The sequence below is a fragment of the Roseovarius tolerans genome, from assembly GCF_028885395.1.
In the GTDB taxonomy this organism is placed as follows: Bacteria; Pseudomonadota; Alphaproteobacteria; order Rhodobacterales; family Rhodobacteraceae; genus Roseovarius; species Roseovarius tolerans.
The window spans coordinates 2311222-2328594 of the sequence record NZ_CP118494.1; the positions used below are offsets into that span (position 1 = coordinate 2311222).

17 protein-coding genes are annotated in these 17373 nt (G+C 66.6%); 9 read left to right on the top strand and 8 right to left on the bottom strand.

Translation table 11 applies throughout. The features are described from left to right. Positions 1-35 precede the first annotated feature (35 nt). The 3 genes from PVU19_RS11410 to PVU19_RS11420 are packed head-to-tail and all read right to left on the bottom strand — an operon-like array spanning position 36 to position 2334. Entirely contained in the window at positions 36-1379 is a 1344-nt protein-coding gene (locus tag PVU19_RS11410) for a sensor histidine kinase (RefSeq protein ID WP_050661215.1), read from the bottom strand. Beyond that, entirely contained in the window at positions 1376-2041 is a 666-nt protein-coding gene (locus PVU19_RS11415) for a response regulator transcription factor (protein ID WP_050661216.1), read from the bottom strand. Before PVU19_RS11415 ends, PVU19_RS11410 begins: the two co-directional genes overlap by 4 nt. After that, positions 2041-2334 (bottom strand): PepSY domain-containing protein, encoded by a 294-nt coding sequence (locus PVU19_RS11420; RefSeq protein WP_050661217.1) that lies wholly within the window; start codon positions 2332-2334, stop codon positions 2041-2043. The genes PVU19_RS11415 and PVU19_RS11420 overlap by 1 nt, the downstream gene beginning before the upstream one ends. A gap of 133 nt (positions 2335-2467) precedes the next feature. On the opposite strand from PVU19_RS11420, the gene PVU19_RS11425 reads away from it, so the two are divergent. Together PVU19_RS11425 and PVU19_RS11430 are read left to right on the top strand one after the other, a co-directional pair. Next, positions 2468-2761, top strand: a complete 294-nt coding sequence (locus tag PVU19_RS11425; protein ID WP_050661218.1) for a PepSY domain-containing protein — start codon at positions 2468-2470, stop codon at positions 2759-2761. Continuing rightward, complete coding sequence (locus tag PVU19_RS11430; RefSeq protein ID WP_050661219.1) at positions 2761-3369, top strand: cytochrome b/b6 domain-containing protein; 609 nt, start codon at positions 2761-2763, stop codon at positions 3367-3369. Before PVU19_RS11425 ends, PVU19_RS11430 begins: the two co-directional genes overlap by 1 nt. Before the next feature lie 11 nt (positions 3370-3380). Here PVU19_RS11430 and PVU19_RS11435 read toward each other — a convergent pair whose 3' ends face one another. Further along, positions 3381-4346, bottom strand: coding sequence for an NAD(P)H-binding protein (locus PVU19_RS11435; RefSeq protein WP_050661289.1), 966 nt, complete (start codon positions 4344-4346; stop codon positions 3381-3383). A 185-nt stretch (positions 4347-4531) separates the two neighbouring features. Here PVU19_RS11435 and PVU19_RS11440 point away from each other — a divergent pair, with 185 nt between their 5' ends. Together PVU19_RS11440 and PVU19_RS11445 are read left to right on the top strand one after the other, a co-directional pair. Then, on the top strand, positions 4532-6334 hold the full coding sequence (locus PVU19_RS11440; RefSeq protein WP_050661290.1) for a M24 family metallopeptidase: 1803 nt from the start codon (positions 4532-4534) through the stop codon (positions 6332-6334). A 57-nt stretch (positions 6335-6391) separates the two neighbouring features. Then, positions 6392-6736: a DUF427 domain-containing protein gene (locus PVU19_RS11445; protein WP_050661220.1), complete on the top strand. Its 345-nt coding sequence runs from the start codon at positions 6392-6394 to the stop codon at positions 6734-6736. Positions 6737-6977: 241 nt separating this feature from the next. On the opposite strand, the gene PVU19_RS11450 is transcribed toward PVU19_RS11445, so the two are convergent. Continuing rightward, a complete protein-coding gene (locus PVU19_RS11450) occupies positions 6978-8354 on the bottom strand; it encodes an FAD-binding oxidoreductase (protein WP_050661221.1) in 1377 nt (458 codons plus the stop codon). Positions 8355-8441: 87 nt separating this feature from the next. Between PVU19_RS11450 and PVU19_RS11455 the strand changes: the two genes are divergently transcribed. After that, on the top strand, positions 8442-10130 hold the full coding sequence (locus PVU19_RS11455; protein WP_050661222.1) for a chloride channel protein: 1689 nt from the start codon (positions 8442-8444) through the stop codon (positions 10128-10130). Positions 10131-10341: 211 nt separating this feature from the next. Here PVU19_RS11455 and PVU19_RS11460 read toward each other — a convergent pair whose 3' ends face one another. Beyond that, entirely contained in the window at positions 10342-10779 is a 438-nt protein-coding gene (locus PVU19_RS11460; protein WP_050661223.1) for a DsrE family protein, read from the bottom strand. Positions 10780-10894: 115 nt separating this feature from the next. Continuing rightward, the gene (locus PVU19_RS11465; RefSeq protein ID WP_050661224.1) at positions 10895-12526 is read right to left on the bottom strand and encodes an acyl-CoA dehydrogenase family protein; all 1632 of its coding nucleotides are present in this window, start codon (positions 12524-12526) and stop codon (positions 10895-10897) included. Between the two features lie 129 nt (positions 12527-12655). Between PVU19_RS11465 and PVU19_RS11470 the strand changes: the two genes are divergently transcribed. The 4 genes from PVU19_RS11470 to PVU19_RS11485 all read left to right on the top strand — a co-directional run bounded on the left by PVU19_RS11470 (position 12656) and on the right by PVU19_RS11485 (position 17043). Then, entirely contained in the window at positions 12656-12952 is a 297-nt protein-coding gene (locus PVU19_RS11470) for an FtsB family cell division protein (RefSeq protein ID WP_050661225.1), read from the top strand. Positions 12953-13292: 340 nt separating this feature from the next. Next, complete coding sequence (gene pdhA / locus PVU19_RS11475) at positions 13293-14303, top strand: pyruvate dehydrogenase (acetyl-transferring) E1 component subunit alpha (protein WP_050661226.1); 1011 nt, start codon at positions 13293-13295, stop codon at positions 14301-14303. A 15-nt stretch (positions 14304-14318) separates the two neighbouring features. Next, positions 14319-15695 carry a pyruvate dehydrogenase complex E1 component subunit beta gene (locus PVU19_RS11480; RefSeq protein WP_050661227.1) on the top strand — a complete coding sequence of 459 codons (1377 nt, stop codon included), beginning with the start codon at positions 14319-14321 and terminating at the stop codon, positions 15693-15695. Between the two features lie 13 nt (positions 15696-15708). Further along, a complete protein-coding gene (locus PVU19_RS11485; RefSeq protein WP_050661228.1) occupies positions 15709-17043 on the top strand; it encodes a pyruvate dehydrogenase complex dihydrolipoamide acetyltransferase in 1335 nt (444 codons plus the stop codon). 51 nt (positions 17044-17094) lie between these two features. On the opposite strand, the gene PVU19_RS11490 is transcribed toward PVU19_RS11485, so the two are convergent. Then, positions 17095-17373: an HlyU family transcriptional regulator gene (locus PVU19_RS11490; protein ID WP_050661229.1), complete on the bottom strand. Its 279-nt coding sequence runs from the start codon at positions 17371-17373 to the stop codon at positions 17095-17097.

The following is a 17373-nucleotide window of genomic DNA, read 5'->3' on the forward strand; positions in this document are numbered from 1 at the left end:
GTCGAAAACCGCCGCGCATCGCCATGCCGGCCCTCCTACCCCGCGCCCAGAACCACCGTCGCCCGCAGCCCCCGTGCGCCGTTCTCCAGCCGCAAGCTCCCGCCCGCGCCTTCCACGATGTCACGCGCAATCGCAAGGCCGAGCCCCTCGCCCGGCCCGCTCTCATCAAGCCGCGCCCCGCGCCGCATCAGATCGGCCAGCCGCGCCTCGGGAATGCCCGGCCCGTCATCGGCCAGTTCAAGATGCACGCCGCCATCATCGCTTTTCGACACCAGCACCGTCACCCGCGTCACCGCGTGGCGCGCGGCATTTTCGGCCAGCGCCCCCAAGGCCTCGGCCAGATCGCTCTCGTCGATCACCGCCATCAGGCCGCGCGCGCCGCTCACCTGCCAGTCAAGCCGCCCGCCCTCGGGCGTGCGCCGCAAGACCGAGATGACCCGCTCCACAACCTGCCCGACATCGGCCCGGGCGTGGCGCGCGCGCGCCGCGCTTCGGGTGCGCGCCAACTCGCGCGTGACGTGGCGCTGCATCGCGTCCGCCACGCTTTCGATCGCGTCCGCAGCCGTACCTTGCCCCGCATCGCGCAGCCGTGCCGTCTCGCCCATCAGCGCTTGCAACGGGGTCTTGAGTCCATGTGCCAGATCGCCCGCCCGCGCCCGCGCCCGCTCGATATCCGCCTCGCGCTCGGCCAGAAGGGCGTCCATCCCGGCGGCCAGCGGCTGCACCTCACCGGGCCAGTCTGTGCCCATGCGCGCGCTCTCGCCCCGGCGCAGATCGCCCAGACGCGCACCCAACCGCCGCAACGGGCGCAGCCCCACCACAAGCTGCGCCCAGCCCGCCGCCACCAGCACCAGCGCCAGCAGCGCCAGATAGGGGGCCATGTCGCGGGCAAAATCGCGCCGCGCCTGCACCAGCTCTGCCGCCTCCATCGCCACCGCCGCACGGGCCGCTCCGCCACCCAGACTGTCCGGAAGGCTGACGCGCCGCTCCAGCACCAGCACCGCACCACCCTGCGGCCCCGGCACCTGATGGACATGCGGCGCACCATCCTGCGACGTATCCTCGGGCAGGGGCAGCGCGTAATCCCACAGCGACCGCGCGCGCAGGTCGGTCGCACCCGCCTCGACCTGCCAATAGAGCCCGCCATACGGCCGCGCAAAGCGCGGATCGGCGGGCGGCGTCACCAAGACCAGCGCATCGCCGCGCCGTTCGAGCCCCGCGATCACCTGATCAAGATGCACCGAGAGTTCAGCCAGCGCCCGCCGCTCCACATGGGTGCCGAACAATGCCACCAGGCCAACCCCGGCCAGCCCGAGCGCCAGCGCTGTCGCCACCGCCCCCGCAACCGCCAGCCGCAGTCGGAGCGAGAGCCGCGTCACGCCTCCGTCCCTTCGATGAAATACCCAAAACCGCGCCGGGTACCGATCACCCCCGCCCCCAGCTTGCGCCGCAGCCGCGCGATCACCGCCTCGAGCGCGTTGGCCTCGCGCGCGTCCTCGTCGCCGTAGAGATGTTCGAGCAATTCGGTGGGCGGCACCACCCGCGCACGGTGCAGCGCGAGATAGGACAACAGCCGGTATTCCAGCGCCGTCACCTGCACAGGGGCACCGCGCACCGCGACCCGCATCCGGTTGGTATCGAGCGCCAGCGCGCCCACCTCCATCATCGCCCCCGCGTGGCCCGCCGCTCGGCGCACCAGCGCCCGGGCGCGCGCGACCAGTTCCTCCATGCGGAACGGCTTGGGCAGGTAATCATCGGCGCCGCTCTCGATCCCCTCGACCCGGTCCTGCCACGCGCCGCGCGCGGTCAACACCAGCACCGGCATCACCCGCCCCGCCGCCCGCCAGCGGCGCAGCACCGACAGCCCGTCCAGACCCGGCAGACCCAGATCCAGAACCGCGAGATCATAGTCTTCGGTATCGCCCAGAAACCACGCCTCTTCGCCGTCGCCACAGGATTCCACCCGAAACCCGGCCTGTCCAAGCGCCGTTCCGAGATCGGCAGCAATGCGCGGGTCATCCTCGACCACCAGCGCGCGCATCAGTCCTTCTCGACTTCGAGTATTCGGCCACTGGTGGCGTCTATCTCGACCTCGATCACCCGACCCGACCCGGTGATCATCTCCAACTCATAGAGGTAGCGCCCGTCATCCTCGTCGAATTCCACCTCGATCACGTGGCCCCCGAATCGGCCGGTGGCAATCGCGGTGATCTGCGACAGCGGCAGGATCGCGCCGCGCTCGAATGCAGCACGGGCGCGGTCGTGATCATCGTCATCGTTGGCCTGCACCGGGGCGGCCAGAAGCACGAGAAGGGCAAGAAACATGCGCATCATGGGATCACTCTCTACCCGGACCGACCTGACAGCAAGCTGACAATCGCCGTCAGGTTCGCGTCAGGGCGAATCGATCATACCCCAGATGTTACCGCGGCACATCCGCCGCTCATATCAACCAAGGAGACACGACATGACCTTCAAGCACATCTTGATCACCGCCACCGCCCTCAGCATCGGAGCGGGCGCGGCCCTCGCCAGCGACGACAACTATCGCCGCAGCGCCGACCTGCCCCCGCGCGCCGAATGGATGAGCATCGCAGACCTCGCCTCGCGGCTCGAAGCCGAGGGCTACAAGATCCGCGAAATCGAGGTCGAACACGGCGTCTACGATGTCGAAATGTTCGACGACAAAGGCTACAAGGTCGAGGGTTATTTCGACCTCGTCACCGGCGAGCGCGTCAAGTATCGCGGGTATGACGACTGATGGAACGACCATCCGAACCCAAGACCGTCACGGTCTGGGACCCGCTGGTGCGCCTCGGGCATTGGGGATTGGTGGTGGCGTTTGCCACCGCCTACCTCACCGAGGGCGAGCCTGAATGGCTCCATACCTACGCAGGCTATGCCATCGCCGGGATCGTGGGGCTACGCGTGATCTGGGGCTTTGCCGGCCCGCGCCGCGCGCGGTTCTCCGATTTCGTCACCGGGCCGGGCCACGTTCTGGCCTATCTCAAGGGGCTGCTGACCGGGCAGTCCGAACGTCATCTCGGCCATAGCCCGGCGGGCGGCGCGATGACCGTGGCGCTTCTCGTGGCGCTTGCCGCCACGGCGCTCACCGGCATGGGCAATCTTGCCGCCGAAGAAGGGCGCGGGCCGCTCGCGGGGATCGTGGCGCAGGCCTCCGAACACGGTGCGGGGCTTGACGATCACGACGAGAACGAGGGCGCGGAGCTCTGGGAAGAGACCCACGAGGTTGCCGCCAACCTCACGCTGATTCTGATCGTCCTGCATCTGGTAGGCGTGGCTCTGGCCAGCTACGCACATCGCGAAAACCTCGCCCGCGCGATGGTCACCGGGCGCAAACGGGCCTGACGGCAGGCCCCTCAGAACACCGCGTGCGCGCCACGCGGTGCCTCTGCCTCACCTCGCGCGAGCCTGCCGTAAAACGCCTCCAGCGTCTCCTGCCCGGTCTCGGGCGTGGCCTGCGCATCATAGCGCCCGGTCACCGGGTCAAGAACCAGCATCGATTGCGTCGCATAATACCGCCCGATCCGCGCCAGCTCCGCCTTCGCCGCGAGCCGGGCCGACACCCGCCCGCCAAGGCTCAGCCCCGCGACGATCGCATCCATCAGCCGCACCGGCACATGGCGAAACTCCGGCTCCATCCCCAGCGCGCGAAACAGCATCCCACCCTGCTCCAGCGGGGTGATCGCGGGGCCGGGTCCCCCGATCGGCAAGATCCGGTCCCGGCATGCCGGATCGTCCGCACAGCCCAGCATGTAGCGCGCCAGATCGCCGTCGCTGATCGGCTTGCAGGCGGTGCCCCGCCCGTCCCCGAACAGCAAAAACGGCTTGCCCGAACGCAGCCGCTCCAACTGGCCCGAAAGGGACTTGAAAAACGCCGTCGGGCGCACGATCGAATAGCGCAGCCCCGACGCCATCAGCGCCGCCTCCGCCGCCAGCTTGGCGCGCTGAAACTCCAGCAACGGGCGCTGCACGCAGATCGCCGACAACAGCACGAAATGCCCCACGCCCGCCGCCCGCGCCGCCTCCACCGCCGCCACGGTGGCGGCGTGATCGACCGCCCAGGCATCGGCGGGTGCGCCATTGCGCGAGGCCATGCAGCAGATCACCACATCCGCGCCGCCTGCCTCCAGCGCCTGCGCCACCGTGCCGAAATGTAACCCCGCATCACCGGGCAGACCATGCCCGCCCCGCGCGTGATGCGGGCGCAGCGCGCAGTCCACCGCGTGGCCACCCTCCAGCGCCGCCATCACCACCGCGTGCCCGATGGTACCGGTCGGCCCCAGCACCAGCACACGCGTCTCTGCCTGATCCGTCCCCGTCATCACCTGATGGGGCACCGTCCCCACAAATAAATCAACCCGCCTCGGCTTCATCTTGCCAAAAATATTCCGGGGGAGTCGCCGTCAGGCGACGGGGGCAGCGCCCCCCTCTCACGCCCCGGTGATTGCCATTCGGCCCGCCGTTCTCTAGCAAGATGCCCGAGACCATCCCTGCGAAAGGCCCGGCCATGTTCCAGAGCTTCACCGAGACCGCACGCCCCGAGCAGGGCCCGCCCCGCCTCGCGCGCCTGCGCGCCGCGATGCAGACGGCCGGGCTCGCGGGCTTTCTGGTGCCGCGCGCCGATGCACATCAGGGCGAATACGTGGCCCCCTGCGACGCTCGCCTGCAATGGCTGACCGGCTTCAGCGGCTCGGCGGGGTTCTGCGCGGTACTGGCCGATGCGGCGGGCGTTTTCGTCGACAGCCGCTACCGCGTGCAGGCCCGCGCGCAGGTCGACACCGCGCATTTCACCCCCATCGACTGGCCCGAAACACGGCTTGCCGACTGGCTGATAGCACATCTGCCCGAGGGCGGCGATGTCGGGTTCGACCCGTGGCTCTATACGCCCGAGCAGATCGAGACCGCGCGCGCCGCACTAGGTCAAACCGGGGTCCGGCTGGTGCCCTGCGACAACCTCATTGACACCATCTGGCCAGACCGTCCGGCGCCGCCGCAAGGCGCGATCACACCCTGGCCCGAGCACTATGCGGGTCAGAGCCATGCCGACAAACGCGCAACCCTTGGCCAGGGTTTGCGCGACGCGGGCCAGACCTCAGCCGTTCTCACATTGGCGGATTCGCTGGCCTGGCTGTTGAACATTCGCGGGGCCGACATCCCACGCAACCCGGTGCCGCAGGGCTTTGCCATCCTGCACGAGGACGGGCGCGTGGCGCTCTTCACCGACCCAGCCAAGCTCGACGACACCGCCAGCGCGCATCTGGGCGACACTGTTGCGCCCGCCCCGCCCAAGGATTTCGGCCCGGCGCTCGACGCGCTCACGGGCCCCGTGCGACTGGATCGTGAGAGCGTGCCGCTCTGGGTGGTGCATCGGCTGGAGGCAGCGGGCGTGGAGACCGCATGGGGCAGTGATCCCTGCATCCTGCCCAAGGCCCGCAAGACCGCAGCCGAGATCGCCGCCACCCGCGCCGCTCATCTGCGCGACGGCGCGGCGGTCTGCGAATTCCTGGCGTGGTTCGACGACCAGCCCACCGGCACGCTCACGGAAATCGACGTGGTGCGCCAGCTTGAGACCTGCCGTGCCGCCACCGGCGCATTGCTCGATATCAGTTTCGACACAATCGCGGGCTCCGGCCCCAATGGTGCGCTGCCGCATTACCGGGTCAGCGAGGCCAGCAACCGCCGCCTCCTCGACGGCGATCTGCTGGTGCTCGACAGCGGCGGGCAATATATCGACGGCACCACCGACATCACCCGCACCCTGCCCGTGGGCTCGCCCCGCGAGGCCGAGCGCGCCGCCTTCACCCGCGTGTTGCAGGGCATGATCGCCATCTCGCGGCTGCGCTTTCCGCGCGGCCTCGCGGGGCGCGATCTCGACGCGCTCGCCCGCTATCACCTGTGGCTCGCCGATCTCGATTATGGCCACGGCACCGGGCACGGCGTCGGCGTCTATTCCTGCGTCCACGAAGGGCCGCAGCGCCTGTCGCGCACCGGGACCGTGCCGCTGGAGCTGGGCATGATCCTGTCGAACGAACCGGGCTATTACCGCGAAGGCGCCTTTGGCATCCGTATCGAGAACCTGATCGTGGTCGAGGAGATAGCCCCCCTGCCCCATGGCGACGGGGCCACGCATCTCGGCTTCGAGACGCTGACATTCGCGCCGATCGACCATCGCCTGATCGACACAGCCCTGCTCAGCACGTCTGAGCGCGACTGGCTGAAGACCTATCATGCCACCTGCCGCGACAAGTTGGGGCCTCTGCTTTCGCCCTCCACGCGGCTATGGCTGGAAAAAGTGACGCAGACATGCTGACATATTCCTGTTAGGTTCCTGCGTCAAAGCAATGAAAAGACGAAACGAGAGGGATGGATGATGCCGAAGATCACGATACGCAAGGCGACAGGAACATGGACCGTGCGCGCCGGGGGCGCCGTTCTGGCCGAGAGCCGCAATGCCCTCGAACTGACCGAGGGCGACTATCCCTTGGTGATCTATTTCCCGCGCGACGACATCGCCATGGCCTTTCTGGACGAGAGCGAACAGACCAGCCATTGCCCGCACAAGGGTGACGCGCGCTATTATTCCATTGTCACCAAGAGCCAGACGCTGGAAAACGCGGCCTGGAGCTACGAAGACCCCAAGCCCGAGGTGGCCGAGATCAAGGATCACGTGGCGTTCTACTCCAGCGATCGCGTCGCGGTGGAACAGATCTGAGGTAGGTTCTGGCCTGTTGCTGCCGTTGTCGTGAGCCGCGCATCGACGGGCCGCGGTGCGTCGATCTAACGTCAGTTTTGTAGCGCTTTATCTCAGCCAAGCCCGAAAAACATCCGAGCGCAGAGCAGGTTGCAGCCAAATCGCCGTGCCGGGGGGCGGCCCGGCGATGCGCGGCGGCCTTCGGCCTTGATTCCGCGCATGAGTGAAGCGGTCAACGGCAGCAACAGGCCCAAACGCCCACCTACCCCGCCGGCGGCACCAACTTACCGGGGTTCATGATGCCCCCGGGGTCAAGCGCCGCCTTGATCGCGCCCATCATCGCCCAGCCCGTCCCGTGCTCGCGCGCCATGTAATCGAGCTTGCCCACACCGATGCCATGCTCGCCGGTGGCCGTCCCACCGAGCGCGAGACTGCGCTCGACCATGCGCGCGGCGGCCGCCTTGGCTCGGGCGAGTTCCCCAGGATCGCTCTCATTCACCAGCAGCACCGCGTGAAAATTGCCATCCCCGACATGCCCCAGGATCGGCCCCGGAACACCTGCTTCCTGCAGGTCGGCGCGGGTCTCCTCTATGGCCTGCGCCAGCTTCGAGATCGGCACGCAGATATCGGTGACCACCGCCCGCGCGCCCGGTCGTGCGGCAAGGATCGCGTAATAGGCATTGTGCCGCATCGTCCAGAGCGCCGTGCGCGCCTCAGTCCGGGTCGCCCAGTCAAAGCCCGATCCGCCATGATCGGCGGCCAGCGCCCCGAAACTCTCGGCCTGTTCGGTCACGCCACCGGGGCTGCCGTGAAACTCCAGCAACAGGTGCGGCTTTTCCGGCAGGTCCATGCGCGCGTAGGCATTCACCGCGCGCACGCTGTCGGTGTCCATCAACTCGATCCGCGCCATCGGCAACCCGCACTGGATCGTGTCGATCACGGTCTGCACCGCCTGCTCCACCGTCTCGAAGCCGCAAACGGCAGCCGATATCGCCTCGGGCTGGCCATAGAGCCGCAGAGTCAGTTCCGTCATCAGCCCCAGCGTGCCCTCGGAGCCGACGAAAAGCCCCGTCAGATCATACCCGGACGAAGATTTGCGCGCCCCCGTCCCGGTGCGCAGGATCCCGCCCGCCGCCGTCACCACCTCGAGGGCCAGCACATTGTCACGCATCGTGCCATAGCGCACGGCGGTGGTGCCGCTGGCACGCGTCGCGGCCATCCCGCCGATCGAGGCATTGGCCCCGGGATCGACCGGGAACATCAGCCCCGTGGCGCGCAGTTCCTCGTTCAGCGCCTCGCGCGTAACGCCGGGCTGCACCCGCACGGTCATGTCCTCCTGCGCGATTTCCAAAACCCGGTTCATGCGGCTGAAATCCACCGCGATGCCGCCCGAAGACGCTTGTGCCTGACCCTCCAGCGAGGTGCCCGTGCCCCAGCCGATCACCGGCAGGCCATGCCGCGCGCAGACGCTGACGATCTGCGCCACCTCCTCGGTTGTCTCGGGATAAGCCACCGCATCGGGCGGGGCTTCGGGAAAATACGACTCGCTGCGCCCGTGCAGGTCAAGATCGGACTTGGACCGCGTCACCCGTTGTCCTAGACAGGATTGGAGTTCGGCGATTGCGTCAAGTGTGTCCATGTCGTGGCTTTCATTCGTGAGTGTGACCCCACACTAGGCGATGCGAGCCCGAGACGAAAGCGCGGTCCGGACGGTCAAGAGGTGGAGATGCAGGCAGAGGACGCGTCGTTTATCCGTCAATTGTGCCGCGCGGCGGCACAGGGCCTGCGCGATGGCTGGCAGGTGCTGCGCAAACGCGGGCCGAGCCAGTTCCAGTTCTGGCTGATCGCCCTGATGATCGGCGTCGCGGCGGGTTTTGCCGCGCTGTTCTTCCGCAAGGGGATCACTGCACTTCAAGGCCTCGTTTACGGAACCGACGACGTGACCCGCCTGCACAGCCTTGCCGAACAACTACCGTGGTACTGGATCTTGATGCTACCGGTGGCGGGCGGGCTGGTGGTGGGGCTGATCCTGCACCATTTCACGCCCGACGCGCGCGTACGCTCGGTCGCTGACGTGATCGAGGGCGCGGCGATGGCCGAAGGCCGCGTCGAGCGCCGCGAGGGGCTGGCCTCGGCCGCCGCGTCGCTGATTACACTGGGCACGGGTGGCTCGTCGGGGCGCGAAGGGCCGGTGGTCCACCTCGCGGGCGTGATCTCCAGCTGGGTCAGCGACCGCATTCACGCCGACGGGGTCACCGGGCGCGACCTTCTGGGCTGTGCGGTAGCCGCCGCCGTCTCGGCCTCGTTCAACGCCCCTATCGCCGGGGCGCTCTTCGCGCTCGAGGTCGTGCTGCGGCATTTCGCGGTGCACGCCTTTGCACCCATCGTGATCGCGAGCGTGGCCGGCACGGTGATCAACCGGCTCGAATTCGGCGATGTCACCGAATTTGCCCTGCCGCAGGCCAGCGCGCTGGAATTCTACGCCGAACTGCCCGCCTTCCTGATCCTCGGGCTGGTCTGCGGCGTGGTGGCAGCGGCGCTGATGCGCGCAATCTTTCTGGCCGAGGACGTGGCGAGCCATGTGCAACTGAAACTGCGCCTGCCGCGCTGGCTGCGCCCTGCCGGGGCGGGGCTGTTGCTGGGCGCAATCGCAATCTGGTTTCCGCATATCATCGGCGTCGGATACGAGACCACCTCGGCAGCCCTCACCGGCGCGCTTTTGTGGCATGAGGCGGTGGTCTTTGCCGTGCTCAAGGTCGCGGCGGTGGCGATCACCATCGGTGGGCGCATGGGCGGCGGGGTATTCTCGCCATCGCTGATGGTCGGCGCGCTGACGGGATTGGCCTTTGGTCACATGGCGACGGCGGTCTTTCCCGACGTGTCGGGGGCCTACACGCTCTATGCACTGGCGGGGATGGGGGCGGTCGCCGCGGCGGTACTGGGCGCGCCGATATCAACCACGCTCATCGTCTTCGAGTTGACCGGCGACTGGCAGACCGGCCTTGCGGTGATGGTGGCGGTATCGATGTCCACCGCGCTCGGCTCCAAGCTGGTGCGGCGCTCATTCTTCCTGACGCAGTTGATGCGGCGCGGCATCCGCCTTGCGGCGGGCCCGCAGGATTACCTTCTGGCGATGTTCCGGGTTCGCGCACTGATGCGCCCTCCCGATCACGAACGCGCGGCGGACGAGACGCAATGCTGGTCGCTGATCGAACAGGGCGTCTATATCGACGTCACCACCACGCTCGAGGCCGCGATGCCGATGTTCGAGCGCGCGGGCGTGCGGTTCCTGCCCGTGGTGACGCTGGCCGGGGGCGATCAGCCGCCCGAATTGCAGGGTGCGCTCTTTCACGTGGACGCGCTCAAGGCCTATAACCGCGCCTTGGCGGCCGTGTCCGAGGAAGAGCACAGCTAAACCCATGAACCGGCATGTTCCTAGCGTGTCGCGGATATCGGATTGAGCCCCCGCGCGATGCGCGGCAGCACTCATCGACGGCTTCAAGGGCAGCCCCACCCCATCCACTCTTACCAAAAGGCGGGCCGCCTCGCAGTCTCGTCCCCTTACAAGAAACACAGACACTCATACCCTTGGGCGACGGTGTGAGGCGGCCCTGCGGATCAGCCCGTCAGAAGGACATGATCCGCGTTCCATCAGCCAGCAATCGCTTGGCCACCGCAGGCGGCTTGGCCGCGCCGATCCCATCAAGCAGCGCCTCCTGCGCAACGCCCTTACCGGGCAGGTAGATCGCACAGACCTCGACCGTGGCACCCTGCTCCATGATCTTCTGCATCAGCAGTTGCGGGCTCATCCCCTTGGGCGGTTGCGGTGCGGTGGCCGCCTCCGGGGCATCCTTGAGCGCCAGGTCGCCCGCCGGGCCGCACAAAAGCACATAGGCCGCTGCCCCCGCCTGCATGGACTGCATGGTCAGCACCATCGACATGAGCTGTGTCTGCGGCTCTTCGCTGGTCAGGATGGTGACCATTTTCGTGGCCTCCTCAGCCTGCGTTGCGGGTGCAGCCAGCGTGGCAAGGCCAAGGGCGGCGGCGGTCAGGACTTTACGCATGAGAACCTCTCTCCGGGTTAAGGTGATTTCAGAATCTCTCTTTCACACCCGCACCCTATGCGACCGGTTGCGATCCCGGCCTTGATCTGGGTCAAACACATTCGGCTTTCGGAATTTATTGACTGAAACCGCCCAGCCGCGCCAGAACCGCCCCGGTGTCTATCCGGCCAATGGCCCCGGCGACGCGCCCGCGCGGCTCGCTCAGACGGGTGGCGATATAGGCCCCGGCCACCGCATCGGGTGCATGGCGCAGCAGCACCGAGGCGGTGAGCAGCGTGGCGAGGCTCTCGGCATACCAGCGCGCCTGTGCCTCCCCGGGTGGCTTGGGAAAGGTCTGCATATGCGCGCGCAGCGCCGCGTCGAACCGCGCATCCTGCCCCGCCACCTGCGCCAACTCCTCCGAGAGTGCCTCGCCCGCCAGCGGCTCGCGCGCCAGCGTGCGCAGGATATCGAGGCAGATCACGTTACCCGACCCCTCCCAGATCGAATTGAGCGGCGCCTCGCGGTAGAGCAGCGGCAGGGGCGTGTCCTCGACATAGCCCATGCCGCCCATCACCTCCATCGCCTCATAGACCAGCCCGGGGCAGAGCTTGTTGCCGAGAAACTTTGCCAGCGCCACGCCCAGGCGGGCAAAGGCGCGGTCGCGCGGGGATGTGCCATCAAAGGCGCGTGCCACATGCAGACCCAAGGCCAGCGTCCCCTCCCAATCGAGCGCCAGATCGGCTAGCACCGACCGCATCAGCGGCTGGTCGATCAACTGTTTCTGAAACGCGCTGCGATGCCGCGCCCAATGGCTGGCGTGATCGAGTGCGGCCCGCATCAGCCCCGCAGGCGCCATCGCGGTATCCAGCCGGGTGTGATGCACCATCTCGAGGATCGTGCGCACGCCCGCGCCCTCCTCGCCCAGCCGATGCGCCAGCGCCCCGTGGTACTCGATCTCGGCCGAGGCATTGGCGCGGTTGCCCAGCTTGTCCTTGAGCCTTTGAATGTGAATGCCGTTGCGCCCGCCCTCCAGCCAGCGCGGCACCAGAAAACAGGTCAGCCCGCCCTCGGCCTGCGCCAGCGTCAGGAACCCATCCGACATCGGCGCGGAACAGAACCATTTATGCCCGGTCAGCCGGTAGTGATCTCCCTCCGGCACGGCCCGTGTCGCATTGGAGCGAATGTCCGACCCGCCCTGCTTTTCGGTCATCGCCATGCCCAGTGTCGCGCCTGCCTTGCGCGCCAGCACCTTTGCCTCCAGGTCATAGGCGCGCGCCGTCAGCTTGGGCACCCACTCGCCCAGCAGCGCGGTGTCGGCCCGCAGCGCCGGGATCGCGGCATAGGTCATGGTCATCGGGCAGCACACGCCCGGCTCCACCTGGCTGGTCAGGTAGACCATCGCCGCATGGCTGGCATGGCCGCCCGCCGCCCCCTCCCACGGCAGGGCGGCATAGCCCGCGCCGACCCCGGCCTGCATCAACGCGTGATAGGCGGGCTGAAAGCGCACCTCATCGAGCCTGCGCCCGCCCGCGTCGAACAGCACCAGCTCGGGGGGATGCCGGTTCGCGTCGCGCCCCGCCGCGCGCATCGCCTGCGTTCCCATCTTTGCGCCGTAATCCGCCAGATGATCGCCATCCGCCCCCGACGCCCCGGCATGGGTCTGCAGGGCCGGATCATCCCCCCACAGATCCAGATCGCCACGCGCCGCAGGCTGGTTCATGACCTCGTGGGTGGCAAGCGTCTCATGCGCAGGGGTCTGGGACATGGCGGGCCTCCTTTCAGTCATGCTAGAGCGCGGAAATTCGCGGCGAAAGGGGATTCACAAAGCGAATCACCTGTGGCATGGTGCATTTGATCGCCCGACAAGAGGCGGCAGAACGAGGCAGAGCACATCATGACCCCCCGCAGCCGCCCCTGGGGCACGCTGATCTTTTTCACCGTGGCGTTCTTTCTGGGCGCCTATTTCACCTTCGCCGCCGTGCAGGGGGATTACGGGCTGTTCCGCCGTGCCGAGATCGAGGCGCAAAGCGCTGAGTTGCGTGCACAGCTCCAGACACTGGAGACACAGGTGGCGCGGATGGAAAATCTGACGCACCGGCTGTCGGACGGCTTTCTCGATCTCGATCTGCTCGACCAGCAGGCCCGCGAGGTTCTGGGCCTGATGCGCGGCGACGAGATCGTCATTCGTTAAGCCCCGGCAGTGGCCTGGAGGGGACATTCGATTGGCAGACCCGGCGCGGAATCAAGGCCGAAGGCCGCCGCGCCATCGCATGTCCGCCCCCCGGACAGGCGATTTGGTCAAGTCAGCGCGTCGATTGAACCTTTTGCAGCACGGCAGAAATAAAGTGCTCTGAAACACCGTCGGATCGCCTGCCCGCGGACATGCGATGGCGCGGCTTACGCCACGGTCTGCTCCAGGCCAACCAACCCCGCTGTCACCTCCACCAAATTCACTCTCGCAACGCCACAATGATTGGTGTATGAAATAGTTTAATGCTAAACTATATACGCCAACAAGGAGTTGCCCGCCCATGGCCACCCGGAAAAGCGCCAAGAAACCAAACGTTTCCGCCGACGAACTCACCCAGTATTACCGTGACATGCTGCTTATCCGCCGATTCGAGGAGAAGGCAGGCCAGCTTTATGGCATGGGCCTGATCGGCGGCTTCTGCCATCTCTATATCGGGCAAGAGGCCGTCGTCGTGGGTCTCGAGGCCGCCGCCGAGGACGGCGACAAGCGCGTCACCACCTATCGCGATCACGGCCACATGCTCGCCTGCGGGATGGACCCCAAGGGCGTCATGGCCGAACTCACCGGGCGCGAGGGTGGCTACAGCCGGGGCAAGGGCGGGTCGATGCACATGTTCTCGACCGAAAAGCAGTTCTACGGCGGCCACGGCATCGTCGGGGCCAATGTGCCGCTTGGCGCGGGGCTCGCCTTCGCCGACAAGTACCTTGAAAACAATCGCGTCACCTTCACCTATTTCGGCGATGGCGCGGCCAATCAGGGGCAGGTCTACGAGACCTTCAACATGGCCGCGCTCTGGGACCTGCCGGTGATCTTCGTGATCGAAAACAACCAATACGCCATGGGCACCTCGCAGAAGCGCTCCACCTCCACCCCTGACATCTACACCCGGGGCGAAGCCTTCGGCATTCCCGGCGAGGCGGTCGACGGCATGGACGTGCTCGCGGTGAAAGAAGCGGGCGACAAGGCCGTCGCGCACTGCCGCTCCGGCAAGGGGCCGTACATCCTTGAAATCAAGACCTACCGCTACCGTGGCCATTCGATGTCCGACCCCGCCAAGTATCGCACCCGCGAAGAGGTGCAGAAAATGCGCGAGGAGAAAGACGCCATTGAACATGTCCGCGAGCTGCTGATCTCCGGCGGCCACGCCTCCGAGGAGGATCTCAAGGCCATCGACAAGGAAATCAAGGAAGTGGTCAACGCCAGCGCCGATTTCGCCAAGGAAAGCCCGGAGCCCGCAACCGACGAACTCTGGACCGACATCATCGCCGACGTGGCACCGCAGAACGCCTGAGGAGGAGAGACGACAATGGCTACCGAAATTCTCATGCCCGCCCTCTCCCCCACGATGGAGGAAGGCACACTCGCCAAATGGCTGGTCAAGGAAGGCGACACCGTCAATGCCGGTGACATCATGGCCGAGATCGAAACCGACAAGGCCACGATGGAATTCGAGGCGGTGGACGAAGGCACCATCGGCAAGATCCTGATTCAAGACGGCACCGAAGGCGTCAAGGTCAACACCCCTATCGCCGTCCTGCTGGAAGAAGGCGAAAGCGCCGACGATATCGACACCGCATCAAGCGCACCGACCCCCAAGGCCAAGGACGACAGCGATGACGCGGAAGCCCCGAAATCCGCCGAGACCAAGGCCCCCGCCGCCCCCAAATCCGACACCAGCCCCGACTGGCCCGAGGGCACCGAGATGGAGAACAAGACCGTCCGCGAGGCCCTCAACGCCGCCATGGCCGAGGAAATGCGTCGCGACGACACGGTCTTCATCATGGGCGAAGAGGTCGCCGAATACGAGGGCGCCTACAAGATCACCCAGAACCTGTTGGATGAATTCGGCGGCAAGCGCGTGATCGACACGCCGATCACCGAACACGGCTTTGCCGGCATCGGGGTGGGAGCATCCTGGGGCGGCTTGCGTCCCATCGTCGAATTCATGACCTGGAACTTCGCCATGCAGGCGATCGACCAGATCATCAACTCCGCCGCCAAGACGCTCTACATGTCCGGCGGTCAGATGGGCAGCCCGATCGTCTTCCGTGGCCCCAACGGCGCCGCCGCCCGCGTCGGTGCCCAGCACAGCCAGGACTACGCCGCCTGGTATGCCCAGGTGCCCGGCCTGCGCGTGGTCCAGCCATACTCAGCCGCCTGCGCCAAGGGCCTGCTGAAAAGCGCCATCCGCGACCCCAACCCGGTGGTCTTCCTCGAAAACGAGATCCTCTACGGCAAGTCCTTCGAGGTGCCCAAGATGGATGATTTCACCATCCCCTTCGGCAAGGCCAAGATCTGGCGCGACGGCTCTGACGTGACCATCGTCAGCTTCGGCATCGGCATGACCTACGCGCTTGAGGCCGCCGAGAAACTCGCCGAGGACGGCATCGACGCCGAGGTGATCGACCTGCGCACCCTGCGCCCAATGGACACCGACACGGTGATCAAGTCGGTGATGAAAACCAACCGCTGCGTCACCGTCGAGGAAGGCTGGCCCGTGCCCTCCATCGGTAGCTACATCTCCTCGGTGCTGATGCAAAAGGCGTTCGACTATCTCGACGCGCCGGTGATCAACTGCACCGGCAAGGACGTGCCGATGCCCTACGCGGCCAATCTCGAAAAGCTGGCGCTGACCTCGACCTCCGAGGTGATCGACGCCGTGCGCCAAGTGACCTACCGGTAAGGAGAGCGACGCGATGCCAACCGAAATACTCATGCCCGCCCTCTCGCCCACCATGGAAGAGGGCACGCTCGCCAAATGGCTGGTCAAGGAGGGGGACACCGTCAACGCCGGTGACCTTCTGGCCGAGATCGAGACCGACAAGGCCACGATGGAATTCGAGGCCGTCGACGAAGGCACCATCGGCAAGATCCTGATTGAGGATGGCACCGAAGGGGTGAAGGTCAACACCCCCATCGCCGTCTTGCTGGAGGAAGGCGAAAGCGCCGACGATATCAAGTCCGGCGAGTCCAGTGCCCCGAAATCGGCAGACGCGAAAGAGCCCGCCAAGGACGAGAAAGCAGGCGGCGAAGGCTCCGGCAAAGGCAAATCCGCAGAGCCAGTCGCCAAATCCGACACCCCCGCCCCGGCGGCCCCCAAGGACGACAGCGGCGAGCGTATCTTCGCTTCGCCCCTCGCCCGCCGGATCGCTGCGGAAAAAGGGCTGGATCTCCGCCAGATCAAGGGCTCCGGCCCGCATGGCCGCATCGTGCGCGCCGATGTCGAGGATGCCAAACCCGCCGCCGCCGCCGCCAAGGAGGCCGCCAAACCAGCGGACAAGGCCCCGGCCCCCGCCTCCGGCCCCTCCGCCGATGCCGTCATCGCCATGTACGAGGGCCGCGAGTTCGAGGAGGTCAAGCTCGACGGGATGCGCAAGACCATCGCCGCGCGCCTGACCGAGGCCAAGCAGACCGTTCCGCATTTCTACCTGCGCCGCGAGATCAGGCTCGACGCGCTGATGAAATTCCGCAGCGACCTCAACAAGCAGCTTGAATCGCGCGGCGTGAAACTGTCGGTCAACGACTTCATCATCAAGGCCTGTGCCCTGGCGTTGCAGGCCGTGCCCGATGCCAATGCCGTCTGGGCCGGCGACAAGGTGCTCAAGCTGAAACCCTCGGACGTGGCCGTCGCCGTCGCCATCGAGGGCGGGCTGTTCACGCCTGTCCTCAAGGATGCCGAGATGAAATCGCTCTCGGCGCTATCGGCGGAGATGAAAGACCTCGCCACCCGCGCCCGCGACCGCAAGCTTGCCCCCCATGAATATCAGGGCGGCACCTTCGCGATCTCCAACCTCGGCATGTTCGGGATCCAGAATTTCGACGCCGTCATCAACCCGCCGCATGGCGCGATCCTCGCCGTCGGCGCGGGCCAGAAAAAGCCGGTGGTGGGTTCTGATGGCGAACTGACCGTTGCCACGGTCATGTCGGTGACGCTCTCGGTCGATCACCGGGTGATCGACGGCGCAATGGGGGCGGAACTCCTGCAGCAGATCGTCGAGAACCTCGAAAACCCGATGGTCATGCTGGCATGACAAAACGCCCCGGCCTCCGGGCCGGGGCGCGCGCCTTACGTGGCGCGGATCTCAGCGGAAAATCCGTTCGCCCTGCTCGTCGATGACCTGTTTCGCCTTGCGGATCGAAAACGTCTCGGCCTCATCGAGGCTGCGCAGCGTGTCGGCGCGCAGCAGATGATGCACCTTCACCTCGCCGCCGACCTCTTTCTCGATCCGCGCACCGACGCGATACCCCTCATCGTCACTCTGCGGCGCGGCGATGATCCGAAAATCCTTGTAGGTTTCAGACACCTCCGCCCGCGTCTCGGACTTGCCCCCTCCTCCGAACAGGCGTGACAGGATCGACAT